Source organism: Armatimonadota bacterium, assembly GCA_013314775.1.
Taxonomy (GTDB): domain Bacteria; phylum Armatimonadota; class Zipacnadia; order Zipacnadales; family JABUFB01; genus JABUFB01.
In genome coordinates this window covers 454485-477777 of the sequence record JABUFB010000008.1, presented here as the reverse complement: position 1 = coordinate 477777, position 23293 = coordinate 454485, and the positions used below count along the sequence as shown (strand labels likewise).

The following is a 23293-nucleotide window of genomic DNA, read 5'->3' as shown; positions in this document are numbered from 1 at the left end:
ACCGACATTCGCAAAGGGGTAGCATGAGAATGGCTCGTCTGGTCATGCTCGGTATGTGGACAGTGATCCTGGGGGTGCTCTCTATGTGTGCAAGCGCCCAGACACCAACCTGGAACGTGTCGCCGGAAGGGAATGATGCGTGGTCCGGTCAGTTGGCCGCGCCCAACGCCGAAGGTACCGACGGGCCGCTGGCAAGTCTTGCGGCCGCCCTTGAAGCATCCCGGAAGCGGGCCGGGCAGCCCCGCCGCATTGTCCTGTCCGCGGGCAGGCATTACGTCGAAAAGCCCCTGGTTCTCGATTCCCGCGATACCGACCTGACCATCGAGGGCGCGGGAGCGGGGAACACCATTCTCTACGGCGGCAGGAAGATCGCTGGCTGGCGCAGGGATGGGGACAGGTTCTGGGTGGCGGACATCCCCGGCGTCAGAGAAGGGCAGTGGGACTTCCGGGCGCTTGTTGTCAATGATCGCCTCTGCCCACGCGCTCGGTACCCCGAGACCGGTCGCCTCACACACGAGAGCAACTTCCCGGTGCGTTGGATGAGCACGGCTGGTGGCGGCTGGGAGCGGAAGCCGACCCAGAAAGAACTGACCACGCTGCAGTATAAAGCCGGGGACATCGGCCCGTGGCTCAGCGTGAAGAACGCCGAGGTCACGGTCTATCACATGTGGGACGAGTCCATGATCGGTCTTGCGGCCCATGACCCGGAGACCCGTACCCTCACCTTCGCGAATCCCTCCGGACATCCTCCCGGCGCCTTCGGCGTGAAGACCTACGTGGTCTGGAATGTGAAAGAGGGTATGACAAAGCCCGGCCAGTGGTATCTCGACCGAGATGAGGGCCGGGTCGTCTACTGGCCGCTTGAGGGCGAGGACATGGAGACCGCGCTCGTGGTCGCTCCCACCGTGGAGACCATACTCGAACTGCAGGGCAAGCAAGGCAGCCCGGTTCGGAACGTAAGCCTTCAGGCCTTTACGCTCTCGACCACCACAACGCCCTGCAAGGCCGGTGGGTTCGGGGCCAGCAATTACCGGGGCGCCCTGCAGATCGGCAGTTGCGAGGGCATCAGGGTGACAGACATTGAAATCACAAACACCGCCGGCCACGGAATCCGGGAGTGGGGCACGAAGGATTTCGAGGTACGCAACTGCCGCCTGCACCATCTCGGCGCGGGTGGCCTCCGTACAGGTGGCGGCAATGCCACCATCGAAGGCAACCAGATTCATCATGTCGGCCTGGTATATCCCAGCGCGGTCGCCCTCATGGCCGGCGGAGGACCAGGACAGTACATCATCCGCCGCAATGAGATCCATGACACTCCTTATTCGGGCATGGCTAATGGTGGCACCAACACGCTGGTCGAGGAGAACCTGCTGTACCGCTGCATGCAGGAACTCCATGATGGCGCCGCCATTTACATGGGCGGGGGGCGAGGGCATATTCTGCGGCGCAATGTGGTGCGCGATATCGTGCAGGTGGGGGAGGGGTACGGGGTCTCCGCCTATTACCTTGACGAGAAATGTCGGGACTGCGTGGTGGAGCGCAACGTCTCTATTGGCGTGCGTCGTCCCAGCCACAACCACATGACCGTGAACTGCACCGTGCGTGATAATGTGTTCATCACCGATGGGGACATGGACCTGTCCTTCGCGCGGAGCTCAGGGTTCAAGGTCATCGGGAACACGCTGTATCTCAACGGTAAGGTGAATGTAGGCGACCCCGACGCTATCGCCGAGTGGTCCGACAATCTGATCGTGCAAAGTGGCGACGTGACGCCGGCCATCAGCGACGCCATGCCTGCGGTCACCCGCCCACAGCGAGACGCGCCCCTGTATGCCAACGTCATCCCCCTGACGAACCCGCCGACGGTGGACGGCAAGCTGGACGGCGAGGAGTGGCCCGCCGGCGGCATTGGTCTCGGGCAGTTGCCGGACCAGCGCGCCGCCCGGGGCGCTCCTGTGACTGCCAAGCTCTGCGCCACCGAGACCGACCTGTACGTGGCCGTGAATGTGGTAAGCATGTACCCCGAGGAGCGCAAGACCGGTACTCAGTGGGGGGTGGACGAAGGTATCGAAATTGCGGTGCAGGGTAAGCGAGAAGACGGCTCGGCAGTGGACTACGTGCTCCGAGGCTTTACTGACGGCAGCGTGAGCAGTCTGTCTCTCGCGGGAGCGACCGAGGCCGAGGCCAACGCTTTCGGGCAGGCTATCGAATACGGCGCATCCGTGGACAAGACCATCTGGCGCTGCGAATTGCGGGTCCCCTTTGCCGCTCTGCGTTTTATCCCGGCGGACAAGGCCCAGTTGCCCCTGAACATCACCGTCTACCGCAGCGAGGACAACCAGTATCTGCAGTGGGCCGGGACCCTCGGAGAGACGTATGACCTCAAACGCGGGGGCCGGGTGATTTTCCGGGGGCCGCAGACATCTGCTGCACCGAAGCCGAAACCCGTGGCCATCGCCGCTTTCATGGAAACGCCCACGACCATGGACGCCGCGGCAGCCCGGGCTGAATGGCCCGGGACCGCACTGACGCTCCAGGAAGACCCCAATGGAGCACCCTTGGGCGGCAAACCCTGTTCGGCGCAGGTTGTGAACGACGGGAAAAGCCTGTTCGTGCGCCTGACAGTACCCGTCGCCTCGAAAGACGCGATCTCCCTGGGGTCGGAATGGCGCGTCAACGACGGCGCCGAGGTCTGCATCCGTGGCAAGACATCGCAAGGCGCGGCGGTCACGTGGGTCCTGCACGGCTTCGCCGACGGAACGCTCGAGGGCAGCACCGAAGCCGGGGCTCCCGAGGCAGCGGCGAAGGCACTGGCGCAAGCCTGCAAGTTCCAGACGGCAGTTGGGGAGGCAGACTGGCAGGCTTTCTGGCAGCTTCCGCTCGAAGCACTCGGAGTGTCCCCTGGGCAGAAAGACATCCCCTTCAACCTGGGGGTGTTTCGCAGCAGGCCGGGAGAATGGATCAACTGGGTGGGCACCCAGGGTCCCACATGGAAGCTCGAGAATGGGGGCCTGCTGGCCGTGGAAAAGGCCGGATAGCATCACTACATGGGCGCGCAGGCGAACTTCGCCCAGCAGGGGGAAAGGGGCTATGCAACATTAGAATATCAATTTATACTAATATAAGCAAGCCTGACAGCCTGTGTCTACCACGTGTGAGCTCAAGGAGGGGAAGCGATGTTCGTTCAGCAGTTTTTCGTGAAAGGCCTTGCGCATAGTTCTTATCTCCTGTCGTGCGGCGACCAATGCGCCATCGTTGACCCACAGCGTGACATCGACGTCTACCTCGAGACGGCCGAGAGTATGGGGCTCAATATCACCCACATTCTCGAGACCCACCTCCACGCGGATTTCATCTCCGGACACATGGACCTTGCGGCTGCTACCGGTGCAGATATCTACGCGCCGAAGTCGGCGGGCTGCGGGTTCGAACACGTTCCTTTATCTGAGGGTGACACGATCCAGATCGGCAACATAACCCTGACGGTCCTGGAGACCCCGGGACACACCCCCGAGCATATCTCTTATGTGGTTGTCGACAATGTGCGTGGGCCCGAACCGGCCGCGGTTTTCTGTGGCGACACCCTCTTCGTCGGGGATGTCGGCCGTCCAGACCTTTTTCCCGGCCAGGCAGAGGAGCTTGCCAACAAGCTTTACTCCAGCCTTCACGACAAGCTCCTGAAGCTGCCCGATTTCTGCGAAGTCTACCCAGCCCACGGCGCCGGGTCTTTGTGTGGCCGGGCGATGGGCGCAAAGCGGACCAGCACCATCGGCTACGAGCGCCTCTACAACGCGGCCTTGCAGATCAAAGACAGGGCGGAGTTCGTTGAGTCGCTGACGACCAATATGCCCGCGGCGCCCGATCACTTCAGTCGCTGCAGCGCCATCAACGGCGCCGGTCCCGCGAAGATTGCGGATCTGCCGAAGCTGTCATGCCTCAAGCCCGCGGAGTTCAGGGAGCGTGCAGAACGCGACGGAGTGATCGTCGTGGACATCCGCAGCTTCGAGAGCTTCGGCGGGATGCATATCCCTGGGGCGTACCATCTGGACTTCGGCGGCAACTTCTCTACTTTCGCGGGATGGATACTCCCCCCTGATGCCGAGATATTGCTGGTAGGTGACTGCGAAAAGCAGGCGGCGGAGGCGGCTGTCCTTCTGCGCCGTGTAGGCCTGGATAATGTTACGGCCGCACTGCACGGCGGGATGTTCGCTTGGGCAAAGGCCGGGTTCCCGCTTGCATACGTGGAGCAGATGTCGGCCCACGATGTGAACCGGACCATCACCGGCGGCGACGGCATCGTGCTCCTGGATGTGCGCGCGGCAACAGAGTACGAACAGCATCACATCGAGGGCGCTATCAACATTCCTGCTCCTGCGCTCCGGACGCGGTACACGGAGTTGGACCCGAACGCCCGCATTGTGGTGATCTGCAGCACCGGCCACCGCTCCAGTATGGCCGCCAGTCTTCTCAAGCAGCGGGGCTTCAGCAATGTCGTGAACGCTTCCGGCGGCATGACCGGCTACACCGCCGCCGGCTTCGCGCCGGAGTGCCCGGTCTGCGTTGTGCCTCACGGGCCAAGGTTTATGGGTCAGAAAATGCCCTGACAGCTATGAACCGGGTTCCTGCCCGCGTTCGGAGAGCGAGCGCGGGCAGGTCATCCATGCCTCGGGAGGTGAACTCGGATGGACTGGCTGATGATGCGAAGCTGGTCACCGTACCTCGTCGGCGCGGGTATCGGTGTCCTGAGCTGGCTCGCCTTTCTTCTGTCGAACAAGCCCATCGGGTGCTCCGCTGCTTTCGCACGGACCAGCGGGATGATCGAGAAGCTTTTCCGCGCCGAGAAGGTGCGGGAGAACGCCTACTACAAGGCATTCGTGCCGGAGATCGATTGGGAATGGATGCTGGTGGTGGGGGTGATCATTGGCGCCTTCATCTCGGCACAGCTTGCCGGGACCTTTGATCTGCGCTGGGTTCCGGACCGTTTCGCGCAGGCCTTCGGTGATGACCCGCTTGCCCGTCTGGCCGTGGCCCTGATCGGTGGCATCTTCATGGGTTTCGGTGCGCGCTGGGCCAACGGCTGCACAAGCGGCCACGGGATCAGCGGCACGCTCCAGTTGGCCGTAAGCGGCTGGATCGCCGCAGCCTGCTTTTTCATCGCCGGGATCGCGACAGCGATGTTCATCTACCGCGTTTTCGGAACGTAAGGAGGTCGGACAATGCTCAAGGGTCTGCACGGCGACAAGAGTAAGCAGATGTATGTCGGGCTACTGCTGGGCATCTGTTTTGGCTTCCTGCTGCAACGGGGCGGCGCAACCAGCTACGATGTGATCATCGGCCAATTGCTCTGGCACGACTTCACCGTGGTCAAGATCATGCTGTCTGCGGTCCTGGTTGGTATGATTGGCGTTCACGCCCTTCGAAGTCTCGGGCTTGCCGAACTGCACCCGAAGGCTGGCTCAGTAGGCATGACAGTGATCGGCTCCTTGATCTTTGGCGTCGGATTCGGCGTACTGGGGTATTGTCCCGGAACAGTGGCCGGCGCGGTTGGGCAGGGCTCGCTGGATGCCGTCTTCGGGGGTGTTGTGGGAATCCTCATCGGCGCGGGACTGTTCGCGTCGGTCTACCCTGAGCTGCAAAAGGGGATTCTCAATAAGTGGCATTTCGGCGAACTGACCTTCCCGCAGCTGTTCAACGTGAACCCCTGGGTGGTGGTTGTTCCGGTCTCAGGACTCATCGTCGGGCTACTCCTGTGGATCGAGAGCGCGGGCCTGTGATTTGCCGGTCCTGAGGGGAGGGAGCCCAGACGATGCCTCATGCTCTGCCAGACCTGATTGCGCGCGCCGTTCCAGCAGTGGACTGGATGCGCCGCTACCGGCGGGGTGACCTGTCCGGGGACATCGTCGCCGGCCTCACAACCGGGGTCATGCTGGTGCCGCAGGCCATGGCATACGCCATGCTTGCGGGACTGCCGCCGTCTGTAGGTCTGTACGCTTCCACTGTCCCGCTGATCGTGTACACCCTGTTTGGGTCCTCCCGCCAGCTTGCGGTGGGTCCGGTGGCGATCGTCTCGCTCCTCGTGGCTTCAGGCGTGTCCGAGCTTGCCGAAGCCGGGACCCCCGAATACCTGGGCTATGCCGCGCTGCTTGCCTTGATGGTGGGAGTCCTCCAGTTCACATTCGGCCTGTTGAGACTGGGGATGGTCGCGAACTTCATCTCCCACGCGGTGGTCACCGGGTTCACGTCGGCGGCAGCGCTGGTCATCCTGCTGAGCCAGGTGAAGCACCTCCTGGGGGTGAAGCTGGAGCAGACCGAGTCAACGCTGCACTTGATTAGCGAACTGGTGACCTCTGTTCCACAGACGAACCTCTTGACATTCACGGTGGGAGCCGGAGCGATTGCGGGACTGGCGGTGCTCCGGGCCAGGTCGCCGCGCTTCCCGGCTTCCATGTTGGTGGTGATCCTCGGCACACTTGCTACGTGGGCTCTTGGGCTGTCTGGACGTGGCGTTGCGATCGTAGGCCATGTCCCTGCGGGCCTGCCCTCGGCGGGCCTCCCGCCAATGGACGTAGAGGCGGCGGCGAAGCTGCTCCCCGTGGCCCTCACTATTCTCTTCGTCGGCTTCATGGAATCCATCGCGGTAGCTGAGATGATAGCCGCCCGCGAGCGGTACAAGGTGGACGCGAACCGTGAACTGGTGGCCCTGGGCCTCGGAAATGTGGCGTCCGGGCTGATCTCAGGGTACCCAGTTACCGGCGGCTTCTCCCGTACTGCCGTCAATTACCAGTCAGGGGCGAAGACGGGGCTCGCATCAGTCGTCACGGCGGCGGTCGTGGTTCTAACTGTCCTGTTCCTGACACCGCTTTTCCACTACCTTCCGCACGCGGTGCTCGCATCCGTGGTTGTGGTGGCCGTGGTCGGCCTCATCGATGTGCGTGGCATGCGCCAGCTGTTCCGGGTGAAAGTGGGCGACGGCATCGTAGCTATCGTTACATTCCTGGTCACTCTGAGCGTGAATGTGGAAGTCGGCATCGTATCCGGCGTGGTGCTCTCGCTGCTGCAGTTCATCTGGCGCAGTTCGCACCCGCACATTGCAGAGCTGGGCTACGTTGAGAGCGAGGACGCGTACCTGAACGTAAGCCGCTTTCCCGATGCCATCCGTTTCCCGGAAGCCATCTTGCTCCGGGTGGATGCGGCGCTGTACTTCGCAAACATGGCTTTCGTGGAAAACCGGCTGCGCCGGCGCCTGGCGGACCGGACGGATGCTCGCTGGGTGGTCCTCGACCTCTCCGGGGTCAATGACATCGACGCTTCGGCGGTATACGCGCTTCAGGACATCATGGAGAGCCATCGGGACCTGGGCATAACCTTTGTGTTCGCGGGTATGAAAGGACCGGTGCGGGATGTGGTCGCGCGCGCCGGCTGGGACGACCGGTTCGGGCGCTGGAAGACCTGTCACGCCCTGCCCGATGCGCTGGCGGAGATCGGGCTGTCACCAGGCAAGAGTGGTTGAGATTACTCCGCGCGGCGGAGTTCGCGCTACTCCGCGTTCGGGATGAGACCCAGCACGTCGCGCGCGATATTCAGCACCGTATGTGGCCGGTCTTCGGGCCCGGTTACGTCCGGATAGGGTTGCCACGTCTGCAAGATGATGTGCTCCGACTTGCCGCCAGCCGCGAGATACCCGCGGGTGAAGGCCAGCGTGTTTTCGTAAGCCTCGCGGCTGGCCGTCGCAGGGTCCGGTTCTTGCACGCTCCGGTCGTGGAAGGCATTGATGATAACCCCTGCCTTGATCCCCCGGGCGTGGACCGCCTGCTCCACACCGAGTATGCGCCCAAAGTCGAGTTCCCCCCGGTTGCGGCCGTCGAAACGAACGCCCTCGTACCCGAAATCAATGTGGAAATGGTCGAGAGTGAGGTCCTTGTCCTTCATCGCAGCCAGCAGCTCGTCCATGAACGCGTCGAACTTCCAGACCGGGAGCAGCGGGTCGGTGCGGGGATACTCTCTCCCGTCAGGCCCGATAATGTGGAAAAATCCCAGGGACTCGATCACGCCGAACTTCACGCCGGGGATCGCCTGTCGCATCGTTTCGAAGTAGATCACCAGTTCGCGGATCAGCTCGCTCATGCTCATGTTTCCGGGGCGTTCGGGGCTCACTCCCGGTCCGGTGAACCCGGCTCCGCGCATGTTCATCATGATTGCATGGTCGGTGGTGAGGTAGTCCACGCTTCCCCCGCAGTCGATCCACCGCCGCAGGTGGGTCAGCTCGGTCTGCGCGTATTTCTCTCCCGCAAGCGGGCCGAAGAGACGGTCCGTGATGCGCAGACCGCCTACCTCGAAGGCGATCTTGATGCCCCGCTGTCGCATGAAAGCCGCCAGTCCTCGAAGCTCCTCATCTGACGACTGCGGCTGGTCCTCACCGGGAAGCGGGTCGCGCGGGGGCACCATGATGTACGACTTGAATACATCCGTGCGCGCGAGCACCGTGGGCCAGGCCGCCGGATTGGTGAGTGTCGAGAAGTAGTCGCGCCGGATTTCGCGCCCCGTGATGAAGGGCATCGGGCCAACCCAGATCCGGTCCGCTTCGGGCGCGGGGACATCCTGGCAGAAAGCGGACGCTGAGGCGAGGAGGATCGCAATCACGGACCAGGACGAGGGCATGGTTGGCCTCCAGGGGAGCGGACCGCAGTAGTTCGCACATGCGCAGGTGGAAACTGCACACCGCGCGAATAAGTCTGACCCAACATGCCGATTCGCCGGAGCGGCACCTGTGACCTGCCCGGCAAGGTTCCGGACCACTCAGACCGTTCCCAGGGAGATGTCCAGCATGACCACGCGGTACAACATCAGCGGCGTACTGCCCCATCTCGCGGTGAAGGCGGATCATCTTCCAAGGCGCACCGAGACCGGCATCGGGGCGCTCATGCCCTGGGCCAACCGCCTGTGGTTTGTTACCTACGTGGCGCACAAGGCCGGGACCGGCGGCGGTACCGGGCTTTTCTCGGTTGACGATGACCTGAACATCACGAAGCACCCCGAGAGCGTTGTGGGCACCTATGCCAACCGCATGGTGCACTCGCCCTCGACGCAGATCATCATCGGCCCGCACGTCATCGATGTGGACGGTAATGTGCGGACCTTCGAGAGCCTCATTGACATCCGCATAACCGCAACGGCGGAACACCTTTTCGACCCGGAGAACAAGGTCTACATGCTGGGCATGGAGGGGGAGCTATTCGAGGCGGATGTACACACCCTCGAGACGCGGATGCTCTGCGACCTCACATACGCCCTGGGGATGACCCAGCCGGGCGAACCGTACCACGCCCAGCCCCATTTCAAGGGCGCGTGCAGCGGACACGGCCGCCTGGTGGTTGCGAACAACACCTACGAGGACGCAGACCACCTCGGTCTCGCCGCCCGGGGACGACTCGCTGAGTGGGACGGGGAGAACTGGACGATCATCGACACTGCCCAGTACAACGAGGTGATGGGGCGACAGAACATCGGCAGCGCGCTCTTCGCGACGGGTCAGGACCGGGCCTCGGCGATCCTCAAGGTCTTGGTCCACGGCCGGTGGGACACGTACCGCCTGCCCAAGGGCACCCACACCCAGGATCACACGGTGACCACCGAGTGGCCGCGGATCCGAGAGGTCGAATCGGAGCGCTGGCTCATGAATGTCTGCGGAATGTTCTACGAACTGCCTGCGATGCAGTATGGCGGAAAGGTTTGGGGAGTGCGCCCGGTCTGCACTCACCTGCGGATCATCGGCGACTTCTGCGCCTGGAACGGCATGCTGGTGCTCGCCGGTGACCAGACCACCCCGATCAACGACTCCAACCCGTACGTGGGCCAGCCACAGGCGAACCTCTGGCTGGGCAAGTCGGACGATCTCTGGTCCTGGGGCAAGCCGAAGGGCTGGGGTGGCCCGTGGTACCGCACTCCGGTGAAAGCCGGCGAACACTCCGACCCCTTCCTGATGACCGGCTTCGAACACAAGTGCCTGCACCTGAGTCACACCAGCGACAACGCCGTGACCTTCGAAATACTGGTCGACTTCCACGGTGACGGCGTCTGGAACCTTCTCCGGGAGATTACCGTGCCGGCGCAGGGGTACGTCGCCCACTGCTTCGAGCCGGGCTTCTGCGCTCATTGGGTGCGTCTCGTGGCCGACAGAGACTGTGAGGCCTCGGCGCAGTTCTTCTACACCTAGACATGAATCCGATCCGAAGTCAGAGCCGACCAAACTGCCACATGGAGGCGTCCTCAATGGACCCGCGTTGCGATGAGATGAATGTCGTGCAGTCGTGGGCGGCGGCGTTGTGCGGAAGAACGGCGGAAGAAACCCAGGTACGCGCGATAGACCCCAGCCCCCCTGTCTTCTTCAAGTGCGGGGATGAGACTTCCGCGGAGATCCTGGCGCGGGCCGCGTTTTCCTGCGAGTCCAAGGACGCGGGTGACCTCACGGTCCACAACCTGCGCTGGCTGGACGAGCAGACCGGTCTTGAGTTTGCTCTCGAACTCATCGAGTTCCGGGACTTCCCTGCGCTGGAGTGGGTCCTGCACATCACGAACACCGGCTCAGGAGACAGCCCCCTCCTGGAGGACGTGCAGGCGCTGGACCTCCACTGGGCCTGTCAGGGGATGCCGTTGCTGTGGCGGTCGCGCGGGACGTCGCTGCGCCTGGATGATTTCCAGATCACTGCGGAGGAAGTTGGGAACATTCACGTGCCACACTTCCACACCCGCATGGTCTCAGGGCAGGAGGGGCGCTCTTCGGTGGAGTGGTTGCCCTTTATGAACCTGGACACCGGCGCGGACGGGCTGATGATCGCTATCGGCTGGACCGGGCAGTGGGCTGCGGAGATCACCCGCCACTCACCAGAGAGCGTGCACCTGCGCGCGGGTATGGAGATCACGCGCCTGCGCCTGAAGCCTGGGGAACGTATCCGCACTCCGCGCATCGCCCTTCTCTACTGGCGCGACCGACCCGACCGCGGCCATAATCTGCTGCGGGGGTTCATGCTCGCCCACCACTGCCCGCGCTGCGAGGGCGAGTTGATCCAGGCGCCTGCCTGCCACGGGAGTTGGGGCGGTTCCCCAACCGACGAGCACATCAAGCTGATCCAGTTCATCGAGGACCAGGGGCTGGAGTACGACTATTACTGGGTGGATGCGGGTTGGTACGGAATGGGCACTGACCCGTGCCCGAACGTATTCGAAGGCGACTGGGGTTCGGCCGCCGGAGACTGGCGTGTGAACCCCTATCGGCATCCCCACGGGCTGCGACCCATCAGTGATGCTGCCCACGCAGCCGGCATGAAATTCCTCCTGTGGGTGGAGATCGAGCGCGCCTTGCACGGTGCGCCGATCACCCTTGAGCACCCGGAATGGTTCCTGTCGCTGCCCGGCAAGGAGCGCGAGAAGGGCGAGAACGTGCTTCTCGATCTAGGCAACCCGGATGCGCGCAGGTGGGCGGTGGAAACAGTGAGCAGCCTGATCGAGACCGCCGGCATCGACTGCTATCGGCAGGATTTCAACATGAGCGCATTGCCGTACTGGCGCGGAAACGATGAGCCCGACCGGCAGGGCATTCACGAGATCCGGCATATCGAGGGGCTTTACGCTTTCTGGGATGAACTGCGAGAGCGACACCCACACCTGCTCATCGACAATTGCGCCAGCGGCGGCAGGCGCATCGACCTGGAAACGCTGGGTCGAAGCATCCCCCTGTGGCGCAATGATTACAACTGCTTTCCCAACGCCAACTCCGAGACGGTGCAGGTGCACGGCACGGGCCTGAGCTGCTGGGTGCCCCTGCACGCCACCAGCCCACCCAACTCCCGCCCCGGGGACACTTACCACTTCCGCGGCGCCTTGGCTCCCGGTCTCGTGTTCACGCTGGGAGAGTTCGGTCTACAGACCGTGGGTGACGACTATCCGTGGGAATGGCACCGGAAGATGCTGGCCGATTACCACCGCCTGAGGCCGTTCTGGTATGGCGAGTACTATCTGCTGACTTCGTGCTCGACAATGCCCGATGCATGGATTGTGTACCAGTTGCACCGGCCGGACCTGGACGAGGGGGCGGTGGTGGCCTTCAGGCGCGAAGGCAGCCCGTTGGCCTGCGGGGATTTCGCGCTGCAGGGACTCAACCCCGACAAGCGGTATACGCTGGAGGACCTGGATTCCGGCGAGAACTGGGCGCTCGATGGCAGGGAGCTTGGAGAGAAGGGGCTGCGTTTGCGGTTGGAACGGCGCTCGAGCCGGCTAATCGTGTACAAGGGACAGACTTGAGGGACGGCGAGTCTTGTCGTTCGCACACCGGGAACTGCATGGTGGCCGTAGACGGTTGCCATGCAGTTCCCCACTGGTTCAGCGTTTGTCTCACTCGGCTCGCTGCTCTGTCAGTTCCACATCATCGAACCAAACAGTTCCCACCGCATCGTACAGGTTGAGATATATCCCCAGCCCGTCCGCGGCGGCCACTGCGTTCTCGATGGTTACGAGCCGCCATAGTCCACCAGTATTGAGCATTTTCCCCTCCACCGTCCCCTTCGGGGTGCCGGTCACCCAGATCCACACGGTGCCCGCGAAGTCCGGCGTCGTTTTCACCCATGCCCGCAACCGGTACGCCTTCCCTGCTTCGACTTTCGCGGGCATGTGCCAGCGTGCCCAGGCCCGGGTGCGGTAGGTGTCAAAGGCCTCGGGCGGCGCAAGTTCAGAGCAGGTGATCCGGGCGGAAGCGCTGCCGGTGCGGGCGACGGTCTTGTCTACCGCCAGCTCGAACTTACCGCACTGCACGTGGGTCCTCCAGGGCCCCGGGCCGTTCTCGAAGGTCCCGTCGCCCAGCAGGTTGTCGGCACTGCCGGTCGCGCCTTCGGACACCACCAGCCAGACAGGCTTCCAGATGCCGCCAGCGCCCTGATTGTCCTCGACCCGCACTGCAAGCACATTCGACCCAGGTCGCACCGCCGCGGTGATGTCAACCTCGAAGGCCTCCAGCCATGAGTTCGTATTGCCCTGGTACGGGTAGGGGCGCTCCAGGACCTTGACCCCGTTGACCCAGACGGTGCACGCCTCATCCACCGCGCCGAAGACCAGGCTGATGCGCCTTGGCTGCTCGCTCGCCCCAATGTCGAACCGGTTGCGATACCAGGCAAGCCCGTTATAATCGGTGCCGGTCTCCTCGCGGTAGCGCTTCCCGGCCTCCTGCTGCTCCCATGGGCCGTTGGTTGGCATTGTCTCCCATGCGCTGTCATCGAAGTCGATGCCGGCCCATCCCAGTTCCTCGCCGCGCCTGGCCGGGTCGAACGCGAACTTCCAGCTGTCCGGCAATCGTTCTCCGGGCTGGGCCATGAGCCGCACCAGTTCCCGGTCCCACGTGTAGCCCTCGGACCAGTGCAGGAAGCCCATGTTCAGGCACAGGTCACTCTCAATGCTCGCGCGGTATTCATCCAAAGCGCCGAGCGCGTCTGCATAGCCCTGAAGTTGCCCGGTTTCCTTGTAAGCACGGTACGCCCGTTGGGTGGCCAGGACCATCTCCGCGTTCGTCAGGCCCTTGTCCAGGAACGCCACGCGAGCTTCGGCGTCCGTGTCGCCTCGAGCCGCCAGTGTCGCCGCGTCCAGCAGCCGCCGGCCTTCTGCCATGACATCGGGCGTAAACAGGCGGTCCGCCTCCCGGTAGAAATAAGACCAGTGGGTCACGTCGTCATCGGTCGCTGCGTCGGATACACGTTCCCAGTGGGCGAAGTACTCGCGCACCGCCGCCTCGGCGTTCCCGAAAGCGGAGTAGTACTCGTCCATCACCTCTTGCGGCGCGAGGGTTGGGTCATCGGTCAGCCGCGCTAACATGTACAGGTTCGGACCCTGAATCGCATACTGGCCCGTGAGTGAGTCGAAATCCGTCCCCACGAGACCCCGGGCAGCCGCGAAAGTGAAGTCTTCGCCCAGCTTGTTCGCGAAGAAGATTGGCAGGCCGTGGCCGTCCAGAGTGTAGTTGGGCCGCAGGAACATCTGGCAGCCGGTGGCGCGCCAGCCCTCCCATTGCTCGCGGAACCCTGCGCGCTTCTCCGCGGTCCAGGGGTACATGAGCGCGGGGACAATGCCGATGATGATGCGCTCGTTGAGCCTGGTGTTGACCGGCGGTCTAACATAGTTGGCGTATGAGTAACCCATCACCACGACCTCGGGATCAACCTTCTCGGCTTCCTTCTGTACCGCGAGGTAGAACCGGGCGTAGCGGTCGGATAGCGAACCCAACGCCTCCGCCCAGTTGGGGTCCTTTGCCTCGAAACGCTCTTTCGCAATCGCCGCGCGCCGGTCGAAGGGCACCGGACTGTCGGGGTGGGGCTCGTCCATGGCCATACACAGATCGCAGGTGCATTTGCCGGGCGTGTCGTTTTCGCTGGCATCGATGTACGGATTCTGTGGCGTGCGTCTCGCGGCCCAGTCGGCCACTTTCTGTCGGACAACGCCGGGCTCTGAGACACACATCGAAATCAACTCCGGCGCGCCCCCGTGGTCATTGGGGTCCACACGCCGGGTGCCGTCTGGCAGGAGGTTGAAATACTCGGGGTGGTCTTCGCCAAAGCGTGCCCACCAATTGGTGAAGGAATGGGCCATGTCCATATTGATGCCCATGGCAAAACGATGGCGGCGCAGCCATTTCGCCTGCTCCTGTATGAAACGCGCGCGGTTTGATGGGTCGCCCCAACCCTTTGGACCGGCGACCGTATTCCCTCCGTCACGCCAGCGGGTGTGGATGAAAGCGGGCTGGCCGGTCTCATCGCAGGCATCGATGGTGATCGTCGCCCTGCGCGGAACCACGGTCCCGAGGTCTCCCGGCCAGAGCCAGCGCACGCCCAGGCGCGTCTCCAGCAGTTCGTATACAGCGAACAGTGTGCCAACGCGGTTGCGGTTGTTATGCTGGACCCAGAAGGGTTCGCCATCCGTGTCGTCGCCGAAGAGAAAGAGATTACTTTCTTTCAGGCGCATCACAAACCCGTTGGCAGGGAGCGTAGCCTTGTCCAATCCAAGCGCTTGGGTTGCCTTGCACGCGCCGATGTACACCAGTCCGGCGCCCTCGCGGGCCTCAGACTCTTTCGCTATCGGCACTTGCGCACCGGAGGCTTTCTGGACGTGGTACTGGAGCTCGGCAGCGGCGGCAGTCTCCACTGGAAGCGCGTCATCGGGCACCACGATCGTGGTGACAGGCCGGCCGTCGCGAACAAGGTCCAAGGCGTTAGCAGGCTGGTTGACCAGGAGGATCGCAGCGAGAATGAGTAGTGAAAGGGCGACGCGCAAGGGGAATGCTCCTTCCGTGTGTGTGGTCCTCTCGTTGCTGGACGGTTCTTCGCCTCGCGAACCCATTTGTCCTTGCGCGACGGGCGCAGGTTGGCAGGGCATCGACGGCGAACATGCTGGGGTGATGATTTGGCACCATGCGGAGTGTGCCCGGGGCCGCCTGGTTCCGACAGCAGTCTGTGTACGACCACGGGGAGTGGGAGGACCATGGGACAACTGATCCTGCTGATGTGCACTCTTGCCCTCATCTGCCTGCAGGCCGGAGCCGTAACGGTGTTGTTCGACTTTGAGACCGATGACGAGATCGGCATCTGGCACAATGAGCACGCCACGGTGCTCGGATCGGACAAGACGCTGACACGGTCGGAGAGCTTCGCCGCGTCGGGCCGTTACTCCATGCGCTTCACCACGCCGGCATGGCGGCCTGCCGAACACGGCGGTGCTCAGAGATGGCCGGCTTTCGAGGGCAAGCCACCCATCACCGACTGGTCGAAGTACGACCGGCTAGTCATGGAGATGGTGAATGTCACCGACGCGACGCAGAAAATGATGCTGTTCATCTCTGACTCGAAGAAGGCAACCCGTGACGGCCTCTTGCACCGCGAAATCATGCCGCCACACACGTACGCGCGGGCAATCGTGGACCTGAGGAAGGGGTTCGGTGACCGCGGCCTGGATGCGGCGGACGTTCATGTCATGCATTTCTTCACTGAGGATCCCCCGGAGGACCTGGTGGTGTATCTGGACCGCTTCCTGCTGCTCGAGCCGGGCGAGCCGATCCCGCCGGTGCCGGGCGCTTTCCTGCGCGATGTTGCGGCCCTGCACGCCGGTGCCATCAATGAGATGACGGCGGTCTTCGAACGGTCTGCTCAACGCCTGCGTGAGACTCCGAACATGCCCGCGCATATCGCCGCCTGGGTCGAATCAGAGATCAGCCGCATGCAGGACCGGCTGGCCCAGGTGCGCGCGAGGCTGCAGGCCGAGGACGAGACGGTGCTCGACCTGCCCAAGCAGGTTCAGTCCGTGCAAGTGGATCTGGACCGGATGGCCGCATTACTCGACCTGCGGTTGGAGTTCGACCAGATCAGGCCCCGCATCGAGGCTTCGCCCGGTGCAGCCGACGGGATTGCCGCGGGCTTTGCGACGTCCATGGAGAAGGTTCTGCCGCGCGCTGCGGTGCCCTCGCTGGACGTGCGCCCGGCGGCGCGCGTGTCGGCCGCCAGAAACGAGCGCGAGAGCTTTCAGGTGGTTGTCTATCCCCTGGAGCGGGACCTGAAGCAGGTGCAGGTGCGTGCCGTGGGCATGAAGTCCGGCGACGGGACACCATTCCCGGAGGCCTGCATTACTGCGCCGCCCGTTGGCTACGTGGAGACCAAGCGCATACCTCCCTACGGCTCCTCCCATGTAGGCTGGTGGCCCGACCCGATCCTCACTTTCATGGACAGTGCAGACATCGCGACGGGTGACGCACAGTCCTTCTGGGTGAACGTCGATGTGCCGAAGGACCAGCCGGCAGGCCTGTACCGGGGTAAGCTGGAGATTGTGTCCGATGGCAAGGCTCTGCTCGCCTATGACCTCTCGGTGAGGGTGTACGACTTTGCGATGCCGGACGCACCGCCGCTACCCATGGCGATCACATTCTGGCCCCACGACTACCCCGATGGTGGCGGCAATGCGGCGGAGCAGGAGACGTGGCGGTCCCAACCCGACTATCCGATCCGAGCCTGGAGAAAGCACAAGTCCGAGTGGGCGGACTTCCTGGCCGACTACTACATCACCATGGACAGCCTTTACGCCTACGCTGACTGGGAGCCCCAGTTCGACGAACTCAAGCGCCTGAACGACGCCGGGAAACTGGGCACCTTCAACCTCGGCTACTATTCGAAATACCCCGCCAGTGAGGATGGGGTGCCGGCCTGGCGCGCGGCGACCATCGACAAGCTGCGGCCGCGCTATGAGAAAGCGAAGGCCCTGGGCATCCTGGACAAAGCCTACATATACGGCTGCGACGAGCACCCGAAAGAGGAGTTCCCGTGGGTTGAGAAGGCAGCCGCCGCGATCAAGGCGGAGTTCCCGGACGTGATGGTCATGACGACCACATACGACCACAGCTACGGGATGGACAGCGAGATCAAGTCCATGGACGCCTGGTGCCCGCTGACGCCGCGTTACAACAAGGAAGCGGCGGATGAAGTGCGAGCCCAGGGCAAGCAGGTCTGGTGGTATATCTGCTGCGGGCCGCATCATCCCTTCCCCAACATGTTCATCGAGTACCCGGCCATAGATGGCCGGATCCTCATGGGCGCGATGACCGCGAAGTTCCGGCCTGATGGATTCCTGTACTACCAGATCAGTATCTGGAACTCGCGCAAGCCCATCGACAGCGGGCCTTTTACAGACTGGGACCCGCGCAGCTGGACCACCTACCATGGGGATGGTTCGTGGACATGCGTCGGCCCGGATGGAACTCCCCTGCCCACTGTACGTTTGGAGAACTTCCGCGACGGTCTGGAGGACTACGCCTACTTCCGGGTGCTCGAAGCGACTGTTGCGAAGGTGAAGGCATCGGCGGAACTCAGTGCGACCCGCGCGGACTGGCTGAAGCAGGCCGAGAATGCCCTGGTGGTCCCAGAGACCCTCGTTGAGAGCGGCATGCGGTATTCCATGCAGCCGGGGGACGTGTACCGCTGGCGCACTGCACTCGCGGAACTAATCGAGGCGGCGGAGACGGACCCCGCGTATCCGTGGTAGTTGGCGCGTGCAAATGTGTCCGGAGCATGACGTGCGGAGGGCAACGTACAGATGAGTACTTTGAACCTGGGCTCCCGTCGGGAGTTGTTCGTCGATCGGCTGCTCATCGACCGGCTGGAAGGTGCTCGCCTCCAACTGCACGAGCCGGTCCCGGGAGGAACCGCCATCAGCCTCGACAGGCCCTGGGAAGGCCCGGCGAACGGCCCCCACGCGGTTTTCATGCACAAGGGCCGCTACCTGATGTACTACCGGGCGATGACCCTCGCGCCGGACGACCACAGCGGCGTGCTGTGCGTGGCTGTCAGCGATGACGGAATCAACTGGACCAAGCCCGAACTGGGCCTGGTTGAGCGTGCCGGGCGGCGCGACACCAATATCGTTGCCGACGAATCAGGCCGGGGGTTCATGCCCGCTCCATGGCTCGACACCCGCCCGGGCGTGCCTGAAAGCGAGCGCATCAAGGCGATCGCAAGCGAGCCCTTGAGCGGAGAGCAGCACACTGCTTTCGCAGATCCGGCCGGCCCGAAGCGCCTGGTCTTCTGGGGTTCCGCGGACGGGATGCGCTTCCACAGACTAGACCCACAGCCCAACATGGTCAGCCACCTGCGCAACTGCTTCGACGGCGGCAACACCCTCTTCTGGAGCGATGCCGAGCAGCAGTATGTGCTGTACTACCGCTGGTATGACGATGAGTGGGGGAAAGGGTACCGGACGGTGGCGAGGGCTACGTCGAAGGACCTGATGGAGTGGACGGAATCGGTGCCGATGACATATTCCGACACCCCGCGCGAACAGTTCTACACGAACAACACGACGCCTTACTTTCGCGCGCCACACATCTATATTGCCCCCGCGGCCCGATTCATGGAAGGCCGGCGCGTAGTGACCCAGGAGCAGGAGCGCGAGATTGGCCTGCACACCGCGCATGGCTACTCATACGCCAATGACTGCTCCGACGCCGTCCTGCTGACAACGCGTGCAGGCACGACCAGTTATGACCGCACCTTCATGGAGACCTTCGTGCGGCCCGGGCCGGGCGCGTCGAACTGGGTCTCGCGCACCAACTACCCGCTGACCGGAATCCTGCCCTGCGGGCCGGCGCAGATGATGATGTTCGTGGCCCGGCACTACATGCAGGATAGTTGGCACGTCGAGCGCCTGGTCCTGCGCACTGATGGCTTCGCGTCGGTCAGCGCCCCGTGGGCCGGTGGGGAGATGGTCACCAAGCCACTCACCTTCGACGGTGGCCAGCTCGAGATCAGCTACCGAACCAGCGCCGCCGGGTCCGTGCGGGTTGAGATCCAGGATGCGTCGGGTGCGCCGATTCCGCGGTATGCTCTGGCCGATTGCCCGGAAATCATTGGTGACGAGACCGACCGGGTCGTCCGCTGGACCCACGGGACCGACGTCTATGCGCTCGCAGGACGCCCGGTGCGGCTGCGCTTTGTGATGAAGGACGCGGACCTGTTCGCCCTCAGGTTCGCGCGTCAGACCACGCCGCAGAGTGCCTGATGCCCTGCCAACTCAGTTCCGGTGATGCTCCCACGGGCCATCCGGGCCATAGTTGTCGCGCACCAGCGTTGCCGGGCTGCTGCTGATCTCTGGCGCGCTGCCGGGGAAGATGCGGTTCCCGGCAATGCGGTTGATCTCTTCGCCGCGCACCAGCAGCGAGCAGCCGATCAGGCCGTCCGTGATGCTCACGCCTGTCGCGTTCTCCACCAGGATCCAGCCGTAGAAGAAGCAGCAGCCGCTGATCACCATCCCGCTCTTTACCTCCCGGGCGAGGAGTGCTTAGCGCTGATTGTGGTTCGGCAGGCAGTTGCCGATGATCCCGTGAGAGCCGTTGTCGCCATCCTTGAGCACTAGCCCGTCCACGTTGTTGATGATGTTCGAGTCCGTGATCTTCGCATTGCCGGCGTTCACAATGCCGCCTGTCACGTTGCTCTCGCAGCACAGACCGGTGGCATTGATATACTCGGCACCTTGATCCGTGCGCTCGAGCCAGTTGCCTGGTGCCACGCCGTCGATCGTCAGGTCGCGGATCCTTCAGTCGCGCACACCCTCCTGGCGAAAGACGATACCCTTCGCGGCCGGGCGAATGACCGTGCCGGGCCCGGTGCCAGCGAGGGTGACGCCTGCGGGAACAGTGATCTCGCTGAAGCGGAACGTCCTCGCGCCGACCATCACCATGCCGGGGCCTTCGGCCGGCGCTTTGCGCAATGCGGAGCTATCGTCGGACCCGTCATGCATGCCGTCCGGGCGCGAGCCGTCGTCATTGGTGAATTCGGCCGGCGAACGGACGCCAGTCGCCTGGGCTCCGGCTTGAGAGAGAGACAGCCAAAGAAGACACATGAGCACGAGAGCTTGCATGGTCGAACCTTCGGCTTGACCGGTGATCATCGGGATATCGGTCATGGTTCGCCACTGCGCCCCAATGCTCTTGGCGGGTATGGAGGATGATGTGACCGGCGCCGGGAACCGTCATGAAAACGCCCGGAGGTGACTCCCGATGCGCAAGACGTCCCTCGCTCTCCTTCTCGCCCTCGGCACGGCGGCTGCGATCGCAGCGCCGCTGGACCTCAACTCGGACGACTTCCCCATCGGCATGTATTCGGTGGACAGCGAAGCCGCGATGGAGCAGGTCAAGGCGATGGGCGTCAATTACGTACACACCTACGGGATGGGTGGTGCGTCGGACGCCGAATCCATCGAGAAGTACCTGGCGTACATGGACCTTGCGGAAAAGCACGGGCTCAAGGTCATGGCGTATCTCAATGGCCGCAAGTGGGCGTCGGAACACGGGCTGCTGGAGATGCACAAAATCGCGATGGCGCTGAAGGATCACCCGGCCCTAGGCTTCTGGCTCATGTATGACGAACCCAGCGGAAAGCACACAACCGGCGATCTCATGCCCTTCTACTGGCTGCTCAAATACGAAGCGCCGCTGGTGCCCGTGTGCATCGTGGAAGCCTGGACAACGGACTGGTGGGATTACACCGAGGCCTGCGACATCCTGCAACTTGACCACTATCCGGTGGCTGATCAGCCTTTCCCGAATGCCCCGCTGCACAATGTGACGACTTTCATCGGGCGTGGGGTCGGCCTGGAGTCGAAGCCGATTATGCCCGTCCTGCAGTGCATGAACTGGAAGGTCTTCGGGGCAGCGGGAGCAAGCCGCGCCCAGGACCCTGCGAACCTGCGCTACCCCAACGCCACCGAGCTCTTCTACTGGTCCTACTCGAGCCTGGCTCAGGGAGTGCGCGGACTCTTCTGGTGGAGCTACTACCGATCGGTTCAGGGCGGCTACGGTTGGATCAACTCGGAGTTCAAGAACACGATGCTCGAGGTGCGAGCGTTCACAGACCTCGTGAAGCCGGCGCACAAGCCCCAGCGGTTCCAGTATGCGGCGGACGAGGCGGTGTATATGGCGCTCTGGAAGCGCCCTGCTGGGGATTACCTTGTGCTCGCCAATGGTCAGCCCATCGCGCGGAGGATCAGTCGCGGCGGCGAAGGCCTGTTGCCGGACAATGGGAAACTGGAGCCTTGGGGACACACGCGCACCACAGAAGCCACCCTTGAGGACGGCCGGGTCACCGTCACCGCCGAACCGTGGGAGACCTTCGTGTGGAAAGTGACCGAAGCAGGGAATTAGCCCGGCTCCGCATCTTTCCAACACGAGTACTTCTGCAGCGGGAGCAGAGCGCCTCCCGATGGGTGCAGAATCTCAGGTGCCGGTCAATTGGCTTCCGGCAGCCTCCAGACAACCGCGCCCATGTGGTAGCCGTCATAGCCGGGCCCACTGCGAGCGTAGTAGGCGGTGAGCACTCTCCCGTCGGCCAGTTCGAGGCTCGCGGGGTAGCCAAGGTCCACCATGGGCAGTTCCTGGATGCGCAGCGGTTCCGTCCAGGTGAATCCACCATCGGAGCTGAACTTCGCTTCTACACCGGGGCGCTCCTCGCGACGGTTCCCGTAAGTCATCAGCACGCGACCATCCTTGAGCTTCAGCAGGTGCGCGGGGTGCTGAGATGCTTCTGTAACGGGGCCGCGATCTGTCCAGGTTGCTCCGTCGTCCTCGGAGGTGTACAGGCGACAGTCGGCGGGAGAGACGGTGCGGATCACCGCGATCCACTTGCCCTCGCCGAGATGCAGCGGCGCGCCTTCGTTGATCCCCTCGCCGATCTTCACTGGCTCGGACCACGACCGCCCCTCATCGCGGCTAGTGAGCATGTATGTGGCCCAGGTCTTCCACGCGGTATAGCACAGCACCCGCATGCTCCCGTCATTTGCAGTGATGATGTCGCCGAAGGGAATGAGGTGCGCGCCGTCGGGCGCCATGGGCAGGTCCGAGGTGACGATCCAGCTGCGGGCGCCATCCCAAGACCGGTAGACTTTCGCCACCAGCACGCGCTCGTGGAAGGGCTTGTCGGTGCCAATCTCCCCGTACCCGCTGGCGATCACAACCATGTCGCCGTCGGTGGCCATGCCTGCGGCAACATTCATCCGGTTCGAGGTGGCATTGTCGCACAGCGCGGCGGTGCCCCGCAGTTGCCAGGTCTTTCCACCATCGGTAGTCGCCCAGCAGTCAACATCCCCGGGGAGCGAACCGTGGCCGGGCTGATTGAAAATGGACGCGACGATACTCTCGTCGGGCAGTTCTGTGAGATTCGGCCAGGCGCAGACGTCTTTCACAGCGACGGTCTGGAACTCAATCACGGGTCTCTCTACCTCCCCGAGGCAGGTTGTGAGGCAGGCGGGCACAGTAAGTGCACAGATGAGCGTGCGCACGCGAATCCCCTCTTCCGCGCCAATATGCAGGCCTCTTCGCCCTGCTTCCGCGTCAGTCCTTCTCCGCCGGACAGATGACCTCGCGCAGCCAGTCGCGGGCATCCTCCGCCAGCTTCGGGTCGCCCGGAACTGCCACCACCTGTTTGACGAGATCGTCCAGGTGCGCCATCCCGGCCTGGTCATTGCGTTGCCTGTCGCCGAGAAGTCCAGCACTGACGTGGTGTACAGGGGCTCGCCCGGCTCGACAACCCGCCACGTCAGCCTGCCGACAAAGCGTTCTCCGGGCTGCAGCGATTCGGGCAGGTTGTGCTCGACGAGAGCGAACACTCCCGTGGTTTCCTGCGCGGACGCAGTGACGGCGAATACCGCCAGCGTGCAGGCCGTGATACACCGAAGACAATACTGGATGCAGCGCGACATGGACGGTACCACCAGTGGGCATGGTCGT

At 63.3% G+C, this 23293-nt stretch carries 17 protein-coding genes; 10 read left to right on the top strand and 7 right to left on the bottom strand.

Going from position 1 to position 23293, the window contains the following annotated elements; genetic code table 11:
• The first annotated feature begins 29 nt into the window (after positions 1–29).
• From HPY44_09265 to sulP, 5 genes are all read left to right on the top strand, one after another.
• Positions 30–3041: a right-handed parallel beta-helix repeat-containing protein gene (locus HPY44_09265; protein ID NSW56192.1), complete on the top strand. Its 3012-nt coding sequence runs from the start codon at positions 30–32 to the stop codon at positions 3039–3041.
• A 138-nt stretch (positions 3042–3179) separates the two neighbouring features.
• Entirely contained in the window at positions 3180–4607 is a 1428-nt protein-coding gene (locus tag HPY44_09260) for an MBL fold metallo-hydrolase (GenBank protein ID NSW56191.1), read from the top strand.
• 93 nt (positions 4608–4700) lie between these two features.
• On the top strand, positions 4701–5207 hold the full coding sequence (locus HPY44_09255; protein NSW56190.1) for a YeeE/YedE family protein: 507 nt from the start codon (positions 4701–4703) through the stop codon (positions 5205–5207).
• 12 nt (positions 5208–5219) lie between these two features.
• Positions 5220–5777: a YeeE/YedE family protein gene (locus HPY44_09250; GenBank protein NSW56189.1), complete on the top strand. Its 558-nt coding sequence runs from the start codon at positions 5220–5222 to the stop codon at positions 5775–5777.
• Between the two features lie 53 nt (positions 5778–5830).
• Complete coding sequence (gene sulP / locus HPY44_09245; protein NSW56188.1) at positions 5831–7513, top strand: sulfate permease; 1683 nt, start codon at positions 5831–5833, stop codon at positions 7511–7513.
• A 26-nt stretch (positions 7514–7539) separates the two neighbouring features.
• Here sulP and HPY44_09240 read toward each other — a convergent pair whose 3' ends face one another.
• Positions 7540–8661, bottom strand: coding sequence for a hypothetical protein (locus tag HPY44_09240; protein NSW56187.1), 1122 nt, complete (start codon positions 8659–8661; stop codon positions 7540–7542).
• 166 nt (positions 8662–8827) lie between these two features.
• Between HPY44_09240 and HPY44_09235 the strand changes: the two genes are divergently transcribed.
• Complete coding sequence (locus HPY44_09235; protein ID NSW56186.1) at positions 8828–10216, top strand: hypothetical protein; 1389 nt, start codon at positions 8828–8830, stop codon at positions 10214–10216.
• Positions 10217–10272: 56 nt separating this feature from the next.
• The gene (locus HPY44_09230; protein NSW56185.1) at positions 10273–12300 is read left to right on the top strand and encodes an alpha-galactosidase; all 2028 of its coding nucleotides are present in this window, start codon (positions 10273–10275) and stop codon (positions 12298–12300) included.
• 90 nt (positions 12301–12390) lie between these two features.
• Here HPY44_09230 and HPY44_09225 read toward each other — a convergent pair whose 3' ends face one another.
• Positions 12391–15309 carry a DUF4838 domain-containing protein gene (locus HPY44_09225; protein NSW56184.1) on the bottom strand — a complete coding sequence of 973 codons (2919 nt, stop codon included), beginning with the start codon at positions 15307–15309 and terminating at the stop codon, positions 12391–12393.
• A 207-nt stretch (positions 15310–15516) separates the two neighbouring features.
• Here HPY44_09225 and HPY44_09220 point away from each other — a divergent pair, with 207 nt between their 5' ends.
• Positions 15517–18060 (top strand): DUF4091 domain-containing protein, encoded by a 2544-nt coding sequence (locus HPY44_09220; GenBank protein ID NSW56183.1) that lies wholly within the window; start codon positions 15517–15519, stop codon positions 18058–18060.
• A 51-nt stretch (positions 18061–18111) separates the two neighbouring features.
• On the top strand, positions 18112–19572 hold the full coding sequence (locus HPY44_09215) for a hypothetical protein (protein ID NSW56182.1): 1461 nt from the start codon (positions 18112–18114) through the stop codon (positions 19570–19572).
• 12 nt (positions 19573–19584) lie between these two features.
• Here the strand turns inward: HPY44_09215 and HPY44_09210 are convergent, their stop codons facing one another.
• From HPY44_09210 to HPY44_09200, 3 genes are read right to left on the bottom strand one after another with little or no spacing between them, the layout of a single operon-like run.
• Positions 19585–19821 carry a hypothetical protein gene (locus HPY44_09210; GenBank protein NSW56181.1) on the bottom strand — a complete coding sequence of 79 codons (237 nt, stop codon included), beginning with the start codon at positions 19819–19821 and terminating at the stop codon, positions 19585–19587.
• Between the two features lie 30 nt (positions 19822–19851).
• Complete coding sequence (locus tag HPY44_09205) at positions 19852–20079, bottom strand: hypothetical protein (protein ID NSW56180.1); 228 nt, start codon at positions 20077–20079, stop codon at positions 19852–19854.
• A gap of 27 nt (positions 20080–20106) precedes the next feature.
• Positions 20107–20475 carry a hypothetical protein gene (locus HPY44_09200; protein NSW56179.1) on the bottom strand — a complete coding sequence of 123 codons (369 nt, stop codon included), beginning with the start codon at positions 20473–20475 and terminating at the stop codon, positions 20107–20109.
• 94 nt (positions 20476–20569) lie between these two features.
• On the opposite strand from HPY44_09200, the gene HPY44_09195 reads away from it, so the two are divergent.
• On the top strand, positions 20570–21712 hold the full coding sequence (locus HPY44_09195; GenBank protein NSW56178.1) for a hypothetical protein: 1143 nt from the start codon (positions 20570–20572) through the stop codon (positions 21710–21712).
• Between the two features lie 83 nt (positions 21713–21795).
• On the opposite strand, the gene HPY44_09190 is transcribed toward HPY44_09195, so the two are convergent.
• Positions 21796–22773, bottom strand: a complete 978-nt coding sequence (locus HPY44_09190) for an exo-alpha-sialidase (protein NSW56177.1) — start codon at positions 22771–22773, stop codon at positions 21796–21798.
• 124 nt (positions 22774–22897) lie between these two features.
• Complete coding sequence (locus tag HPY44_09185; GenBank protein NSW56176.1) at positions 22898–23101, bottom strand: hypothetical protein; 204 nt, start codon at positions 23099–23101, stop codon at positions 22898–22900.
• Between the last annotated feature and the right edge of the window lie 192 nt (positions 23102–23293).